Genomic DNA, 6810 nt, shown 5'->3' on the forward strand with positions numbered 1-6810 from the left:
GATATGGTTTTTTATCATAAGCAATTTACCTGCTTTCAATATTAAATTTAAGATATATTTAAAATATGCTATTAATTTAAATATGTATTCTAATATGATATTAATCTAAATATCCTTAGCAATTTGAATGTATTCTTTTAAAATAGTACATGATTTATTGAATTTTTTTTGTTCATCATCAGTTAAATTAATTTCTACTATAGACTCAACTCCATTTATGCCAATTATAGCAGGCACACCAGCAAATACATCTTTTTGTCCATATTGTCCATTTAATAGGGTAGAAACAGGAAGGATTTTTCTTTCATTATGAAAAATTGCCTTTACTATTTCTGTTAAAGCAGTACCAATACCAAATTCAGTAGAACCTTTGCCATAAAGTACATCCCAACCAGCTCTTGCTGTTTTTTCAGTTAATTCATCTAAGTTTAATTTTCCATAAGTGCTAGGATTTTCTTTCATAATATCAAACAATGGCTTACCACCAATTGAAACATGAGACCAAGGAACCATCTGAGAATCTCCATGTTCACCCATAGAATAAGCTTGTATTGATTGTTGAGGAAGATTTGTTTCCTCAGATAAAAGTCTTCTAAGTCTCGAAGAATCAAGTGCAGTGCCTGTGCCTAAAACTTTATTTTTAGAAAATCCAGAAACTTTCCAAATATAATCAGTAATTATATCTACTGGATTTGAAATTACAATAAATATACCATCAAATCCAGACTCAACAATAGGTTTTACAATTGTTTTTACAACATTGATTGTAGACTCAAGTGTATCCAATCTAGTCTGATTTTTTTCAGGTAATGGACCCGCACTTATTACTATAATATCAGAATCTTTACAATCATCAAGATTTCCACTTTTTATTTTTGTGGCATGTTTAAGATAAGAAACTGCATCTGATAAATCTAAAGCTTGAGCCTTAGCTTTACTTTCATCTATATCAATCATTAGTAACTCATCACAAACTCCTTGAGTTACTAAACTAAATCCACAATGTGAACCAACATGACCAGTTCCTATTATTGATACTTTTCTTGGTTTTATTGACAAATTTAACATCTCCTTACATTTTGTTTTATGTATACATATGAGAATGCTCCATAATAATTATAGAGCATCTAAATAAGTTAATTAAAGAATAAATAGCATAGATTTAAAACTAAATAGTCTTTGAAAGTGCAATATGGTCTCTTAAAACAGAACAAGATTTACTAAATCCAGCTTGCTCATCATTAGTTAAATTGATTTCAACAATTCCCTCAATCCCATTTTTACCTATAATACAAGGAACACCTGCAAATACATTTTCTTCATTGTATTGACCTTCTAATAATGTAGAAACTGGTAAAATCTTCTTCTCATTATGTAGTATAGCTTTTACAATTTCTACTAAAGCAGTTCCTATTCCAAACTCTGTGCAATCTTTTCCATTTATTATACCTATACCTGTTTTCTTGTTTTTTTCAACTATTGATGGTAAGTCTAATTTGCCATAAGTATCTGGATTATTCTTTATCATATCTAAAATTGGTTTGCCACCAATTGAAACATGAGACCAAGGAACTATTTGAGAATCTCCATGTTCACCCATTGAGTAGGCCTGTATTGATTGTTGAGCGATTCCAGTCTCTTCAGATAAAAGTCTTCTAAGTCTTGTTGAGTCTAAAGCTGTTCCAGTTCCAATAACTCTGTTTTTAGGAAAACCAGACTTTTCCCAGATATAATTTGTAACTACATCAACTGGATTAGAAATAACGATAAATATACCATCAAATCCAGAATCAATTATAGGTTTTACTATAGATTTTATCATCCCAATAGTTGGTTTTAGTAAGTCTAACCTAGTTGTGTTTTGTCTGCGTAAAGGACCTTCTGAAGAATCTGCAACACTTATCACTACGATATCAGAATCCTTACAATCATTAAAAGTTCCTTTTTCTATATGTACTTTATGTGGAAGATAGGAAACCGCATCAGCTAAATCTAAAGCTTGAGCCTTTGACTTAGCTTCATCAATATCAATCATAAAGAGCTCATCACAAACTCCTTGAGTTATCAAACTAAATCCACAGTGTGAACCAACATGACCTGAACCTACAATAGATATTTTTCTTGGTTTTATTGGCATTTTAAATCACTCCCCCTACAAAATAAAACGATATATTTATAATACAATGCTATATGTTATTAAGTATGTTTTTTATAGATTGCAATATTCTATCATTTCAGAAAATTTATTTAATATGATTTTATACTAAAGTTTTTAAAAAAGCAATGTTAATATACTTTATATTATTGAATATTTAAAATAATATATAATTATAAATTTGTTAACATTAATATCTATATGTTAAAATATAGTAGAAGATTACTATTAAAAAATAGGTTAAGCTATATCTGGTGTAATTACTTTAAACTTAACCTAAAATATGTGCATATTTAAACAATAAGGCAGTTTAGAATAAAGGAAATGGAGATAAAATCATAATGGAAAAGTTATACTATACGAATCAGTATATAAGAGATTTCACGGCAGAAATAATTGAGATAAGAGAAATAGAAAATAAGTTTCATGTTTTGCTGGATAAAACAGCGTTTTTCCCTGGTGGAGGAGGACAATTTGGAGACTTAGGAAAAATAGATGATTATGAAGTAATAAGCGTATATGAAGAAGATAAAAAAGTGTATCATATATTAGATAAAAAACCAATAAAAATACATAAGGTAAAGTGTAGTATTGATTGGGATAGAAGAGAAGATGGTATGCATCAACATTTTGGACAACATGTACTCTCAGGGTGTTTTTTTAAGACTTTTAATGCGAATACAACCGGTTTTCATTTAGGAAATGAGTACAGTACAGTAGATATAGATGGTAACTTAGATGAAGAAAAAATTAGAGAGATAGAGTTGCTTGCTAATGAAATTATTCGTCAAAATATACAAGTAGAAACATTACTTCCAACTAAAAGAGAATTAAAAAAAATTTGGGTAAGGCGTGCTTTACCAAACACAAATGAAGAGATAAGGGTAGTAAAAATAGGTGACTTAGATACAAATGCATGTTGTGGAGTACACCCAAAATCAACAAGTGAGCTTAGAATGATAAAAATAAAGAAATGGGAGAAGCATAAATCTAGTACAAGAATAGAGTTTTTAGCTGGGAAAAGAGCCGTAGATGAAGTATTAAAAAGGGATATATACTTAACCAAAATCTGTAGATATTTAAGTTGTAGTGAAGAAGATGCTATAAATGGAATTGTAAACTTAAATGAGAAAGTGGAAGATTCTCTAAGTAAAAAAAGAAAACTTGAAGAAATAGTAGCTAAGTATCAAGTTAAAGAAATGGTAGAAAATGCAAATAAGATTGGAAATGTTTCAGTTGTTAAAAAAATTTATGATGAAGAAGATTTAAAATATGTAAATAAAATTGCAAATAAAATTACAGAAGATGAAAATAATATTGCATTATTAGCTGTTAGATTTGAAGAAAAAATAAACTTGATTTTTGCATGTTCTAAAAATTTGAAAGCTGTCAATATGGGAAGTTTATTGAAGGATGCAATAAGTCTTATAGATGGTAAAGGTGGAGGAAGTCAGGTTTTAGCTCAAGGTGGAGGAAAAAATAATGGTAACTTAGAATCTACCTTCGATTATGCATTTATGAAACTAGAAAAAATTTTATAATGTATTATTACAAAAATATTAATGTAATACATAAAATAGATATGGGGGAATAAGTATGGAACAACAAAAAGACTATATAGAATTATATGAAAATGAAGAGCTGATAGAGATAAGAGAAGCCCGTTTAGAGGATTTGGATATAATAGCGAAATTTAATTATAATTTAGCCAAAGAAACAGAAGGAAAAGAACTTGACATGGATGTTTTAACTAAAGGTGTAAGGGCATTGTTATTAGATGAAAGAAAAGGAAAATATTATGTATATACAGTATTTGATAAGGTTGTCGCACAGATTATGTATACATATGAGTGGAGTGATTGGAGAAATGGAAACTTTCTTTGGATTCAGAGTGTATATGTAGAGAAAGAGTATAGAAGAAAGAGCATCTTTAATTATTTGTTTAATCATATAAAAAATATGTGTGATAGAGATGAAAATATTGTTGGCATGAGATTATATGTAGAAAAAGAAAACATAAATGCAAAAGCAACGTATGAGTCTTTAAATATGTATGAATGTGATTATAATATGTATGAATATGAAGTAATAAACTAGTAATGTAAATATAAAAATTAATAAGCCAGTAATATAAACTTATACTATTATTATATTAAGATTATAAGTTTATCCTGAGTATATTGAGAATTATATGAAATAAACCAGATATTATAATTAAATTTATTAGGGGGTATAAGTATGGGCGTTTTAAAAGTCATGTTTTATGTATTTTTGTTTTTAGATTTAGTGTCAATATTCTGTTTCTTTTTTAATAAAGGAAAGATAGCATCTAATACAATTGTATTTAATGCAATAGGGGTATATACATTTGTACTTTGTTTCATGCATTTTAGTTCTTATCCAAGTAATAATATTCTTGGTAAATTTATTGCATCTCTCTTTTTTATACTTGGAATTGCAGGCGTTATGCTTAAAGAAAAAAATTTTTTATATGCTAGATTACTTTTAACTTTGGTTATTGTTTGTTCTACACTTAAATTGTTTGTTATTTAATAAAATGTATTTATAAGGAAATTTATGAAGGCCTATATTTTAAAGTATAGACCTTTTTTAATGTGTTTTAATTTAACACTTAAGGAAAATTTAAGAAAATTTTAAAGGCATCTTAAACACTTGTTGATACTATTAAAATATTAAAAGAGAGAAGGTGTTATTATTGAAAAAAGACATGTGTAGAACTTCAGAAAAATTATTATTATCAATTATATACACAATATTTTTTGTATATGTTCTAATAACTATAAGGATAATTTTATTTAAAGATATACCAATTTATGCCATTTTCAAGGGTGGATTTAGGTCTGTCAACTTAATTCCCTTTTATACAGTATGGGAATTTATGACAGATAGTAACATTAGCCTTGTAAGAGCTATTGCAAATATCATAGGTAATGTAGGAATATTTATTCCAATGGGAATTTTTCTTCCTGTAGTATTAAAAAAATTAGATAAAAGAAATATAATTATAATAATTTCTCTTATTAGTTTAGGATTTGAATTAATACAATACATTTTGGCTATTGGAAGCAGTGACATAGATGATGTGATTCTAAATTCATTAGGTGGGATACTTGGTATTATTATTTATACAAAGGTGACCAAATTATTTCCTAATAACATTAAAAAATTCCAAGCCATAATAAGTACAAGCATAATTTTGGGAGTGATAGGATTGGGTGTCATTGTTACAAACTACCAAAGCTTGTTAACTTTTAAACTCAAGCCAGATAAACAAGTTTCAAGAATATTAGTTGAAGAAAATAAGGAAATAGTTAAAGATATAGATAAAAATGAGGCAGATATAATTGGTTCATTTGAAAGTTTTAAAAATGGTGTGTTAACTATTAAGACAGCTTGTAATAATAATATAAAGTGTCCAGAAAATTTAATGGATAAGGATGGTTATATAAAAGTTTATCTGAGTAAAAATACAAAATTAATATCTTTTGTAATTACTGAAGAAGAGAACAAAGATATAATTAGATATGAAGAATTTGATGTTAAAAATTTACCTCTATTAAAGAAAACTGATACATTTGAGATTTGGATTGATAAAGATAATCAACCAAAAGATGAACATGGAATCACAGCTTCTAGATTATTAATTGGATTAGATGAATAGAATATCCAATAAAAAAAGAATAACAAAAGTAAAAAACGAAAAAACTATTTCTATAATTATTTTTACATTATGCACAAAAATATATCAACTGTTGAAGGAGTAGAGATAAATTATGGAGATAATAAAATATATTTTGTATTTTTTTATATATTCATTTCTAGGATGGGTAGTAGAAAGTGCAGGATGTTCTATAGCAAGCAAAAGGATAATCAATAGAGGTTTTTTAAATGGTCCAATCTGTCCTGTTTATGGTTTTGGAGCAGTACTTGTGATATCAATACTAGGAAGATTTGACAATATAATTATTTTATTTTTGATAGGAATGATTTTGACTACAATTCTAGAATATTTTACAGGATTTATTTTAGAAACATTATTTCATGCTAAATGGTGGGATTATTCTGACCAAAAATTTAATGTAAAGGGAAGAGTCTGTTTAAAAAATGCAATATATTTTGGTATAATGTCTGTTGTAATAATAAAATTTATACATCCCTATATAGAATATATTGTAAGTACTATTCCGTATAATATATTAATTTCAATAGTGGTAATTACGACTTTATGGACAATTGTGGATTTAATTGTTACTATCATATCACTTAAAAAATTAGATATGAAGCTCAATTTATTAGATGAAATAATTACAGACCTAAATGGTATAAATATGAAATTAGATAAGTTTGATAGAAGAGAGATACAAGCTTTATTTAAAAGAATAAATAGTGAAAAATTAGAAGCTAGAGAAAAATTAAATAAAATAAACAGTAAATTAGACCGTATAGAATCTAATATTATCTTACAAAAAAGAATTATCAAGGCTTTTCCAGATATAAAACATAAAAAACAACAAGAACAATTACAATACTTTAAAGAAATCATCAATGATAATAAAAGATGATAATATGATTTAATTAAAAATAAACAGAAAAATAGTATTTATAAGATAATTTGCAAAGAACTCTATTATAAT

At 26.8% G+C, this 6810-nt stretch carries 7 protein-coding genes; 5 read left to right on the top strand and 2 right to left on the bottom strand.

All coding sequences use genetic code 11. The annotated features are described in order from the left end of the window. Window positions 1-105: 105 nt before the first annotated feature. Entirely contained in the window at window positions 106-1059 is a 954-nt protein-coding gene (locus KGF48_RS17745) for an L-lactate dehydrogenase (RefSeq protein WP_227868383.1), read from the bottom strand. Between the two features lie 109 nt (window positions 1060-1168). Next, window positions 1169-2137: an L-lactate dehydrogenase gene (locus KGF48_RS17750; RefSeq protein ID WP_227868384.1), complete on the bottom strand. Its 969-nt coding sequence runs from the start codon at window positions 2135-2137 to the stop codon at window positions 1169-1171. Window positions 2138-2496: 359 nt separating this feature from the next. Between KGF48_RS17750 and KGF48_RS17755 the strand changes: the two genes are divergently transcribed. From KGF48_RS17755 to KGF48_RS17775, 5 genes are all read left to right on the top strand, one after another. After that, window positions 2497-3696 carry a DHHA1 domain-containing protein gene (locus KGF48_RS17755; protein WP_227840646.1) on the top strand — a complete coding sequence of 400 codons (1200 nt, stop codon included), beginning with the start codon at window positions 2497-2499 and terminating at the stop codon, window positions 3694-3696. A gap of 55 nt (window positions 3697-3751) precedes the next feature. After that, window positions 3752-4252, top strand: coding sequence for a GNAT family N-acetyltransferase (locus tag KGF48_RS17760; protein ID WP_227829527.1), 501 nt, complete (start codon window positions 3752-3754; stop codon window positions 4250-4252). Between the two features lie 141 nt (window positions 4253-4393). Beyond that, a complete protein-coding gene (locus tag KGF48_RS17765; protein ID WP_227829526.1) occupies window positions 4394-4708 on the top strand; it encodes a hypothetical protein in 315 nt (104 codons plus the stop codon). Between the two features lie 163 nt (window positions 4709-4871). Next, window positions 4872-5837 (top strand): VanZ family protein, encoded by a 966-nt coding sequence (locus KGF48_RS17770; protein WP_227868385.1) that lies wholly within the window; start codon window positions 4872-4874, stop codon window positions 5835-5837. A 112-nt stretch (window positions 5838-5949) separates the two neighbouring features. After that, window positions 5950-6738, top strand: coding sequence for a putative ABC transporter permease (locus KGF48_RS17775; RefSeq protein ID WP_227868386.1), 789 nt, complete (start codon window positions 5950-5952; stop codon window positions 6736-6738). Window positions 6739-6810: the final 72 nt, after the last annotated feature.

Origin of the sequence: Clostridioides sp. ZZV15-6388 (assembly GCF_020657755.1) — a bacterium.
In the GTDB taxonomy this organism is placed as follows: Bacteria; Bacillota; Clostridia; order Peptostreptococcales; family Peptostreptococcaceae; genus Clostridioides.

Excerpts from the sequence above, each read along its gene's own strand:
- KGF48_RS17750 (WP_227868384.1), bottom strand. The coding sequence starts at position 2,137 with ATGCCAATAAAACCAAGAAAAATATCTATTGTAGGTTCAGGTCATGTT.
- KGF48_RS17755 (WP_227840646.1), top strand. The coding sequence starts at position 2,497 with ATGGAAAAGTTATACTATACGAATCAGTATATAAGAGATTTCACGGCA.
- KGF48_RS17760 (WP_227829527.1), top strand. The coding sequence starts at position 3,752 with ATGGAACAACAAAAAGACTATATAGAATTATATGAAAATGAAGAGCTG.
- KGF48_RS17765 (WP_227829526.1), top strand. The coding sequence starts at position 4,394 with ATGGGCGTTTTAAAAGTCATGTTTTATGTATTTTTGTTTTTAGATTTA.
- KGF48_RS17775 (WP_227868386.1), top strand. The coding sequence starts at position 5,950 with ATGGAGATAATAAAATATATTTTGTATTTTTTTATATATTCATTTCTA.